At 35.6% G+C, this 1,149-nt stretch carries 3 protein-coding genes; all 3 read left to right on the forward strand.

Features of this window, described 5'->3' with window-relative positions; genetic code table 11:
- A partial coding sequence (locus tag ACFIKE_RS10995) for a hypothetical protein (RefSeq protein ID WP_375649956.1) occupies nt 1-258 on the forward strand: 258 nt, incomplete at its 5' end.
- A gap of 55 nt (nt 259-313) precedes the next feature.
- Nucleotides 314-748, forward strand: a complete 435-nt coding sequence (locus ACFIKE_RS11000) for an antA/AntB antirepressor family protein (RefSeq protein ID WP_375627578.1) — start codon at nt 314-316, stop codon at nt 746-748.
- On the forward strand, nt 741-1,149 hold a 409-nt coding region (locus ACFIKE_RS11005; protein ID WP_375649959.1), incomplete at its 3' end, for a Rha family transcriptional regulator. The genes ACFIKE_RS11000 and ACFIKE_RS11005, both read left to right, overlap by 8 nt.

A 1,149-nucleotide genomic window follows, 5' to 3' on the forward strand; every position in this document is an offset into this window, starting at 1 on the left:
GAGGCAGATGATGCAATCCAAATCTTTCGCATCAATCCTTCTGAGAATAATTGTGAAGATATCTCTGAAGAAATTGCAGAAGTATATGTAAAAGAAAATATCGAACGTCTCTATGAGGATAGTGAGGTTCATTATTTTATATGCGAAAGTGATGTTTACAATAAACTTTTAGACGAGATCGCAGACGAAAAATATAATGATGAGATTTACGGTACTTACGAACAACAACACCGTTTGCGTGCATGTGATGTGCTTTAAAATCTAAGGGCGTTTTAAAGACGCCCCTTTCAATCCCACCAATATGAGGTCTGTAATGGAAAAGCTTCTTGCTACTCAATACAATATTATTCAGCATCAAAAGGTTCAAACTATTAGCGCTCGTGATTTATATACCTTTTTAGAGGTAAAAACCGAGTTTAGAAAGTGGATAACAAACTGTATTAAAGAACTTAGCTTTAGAGAAGATGTCGACTTTGTACTTTCTACTAAAGAATTATCAAACTCCTCACGTGGAAATCCTTTTAAAGATTATGCTCTCACTTTAGACACAGCAAAACACATTGCCATTTGTGAACCTGGTCTCAAAGGTAAACAAGTGCGTGAATATTTTCTGAAATGCGAAAAAAAAGCAAATTCAAAAATCGATTATTCAAATCCTGAAACATTAGAAGATTTCTTAAGACATCTAAGACAGCAAATTAAGCAGAATGACAATGTTGTCACAGCGAACGGAGTGAAGCATGCGTAATTTTATTACAACATCTGAAAGCAATTTTCAAAACACAACAATTCCAACCATGTCTAGTCGTGAAATTGCAGAATTGTGTAGTAAACAACATAAACACGTTATGCGTGATATTAAGCAAATGCTTGAAGAGTTGCACTCTAAAAGTACTGAGCCCAAATTTGGGCTGAGTGAATTTGTAGGTTTTTACAAAGATTCAACTGGTCGCACTCTCCCTTGTTACAACCTTCCTAAACGTGAATGCCTCATTTTAGTTTCGGGTTACAGCATGACATTACGTGCTAGGATTATAGACCGTTGGCAAGAATTGGAAAAGCAAGCAGTAATACCACAAATCGACTATTCAAGTCCAAAGGCTATGATTGGCTTTTTGAATTACCTACAAGGTCAAATAGATCAAAAAG

The sequence above is a fragment of the Bartonella sp. MU70NMGDW genome (assembly GCF_042194085.1).
Lineage (GTDB): Bacteria > Pseudomonadota > Alphaproteobacteria > Rhizobiales > Rhizobiaceae > Bartonella > Bartonella grahamii.

Bases quoted from the DNA above. Each gene is read 5' to 3' on its own strand.
- ACFIKE_RS11000 (WP_375627578.1), top strand. From the start codon at position 314: ATGGAAAAGCTTCTTGCTACTCAATACAATATTATTCAGCATCAAAAG.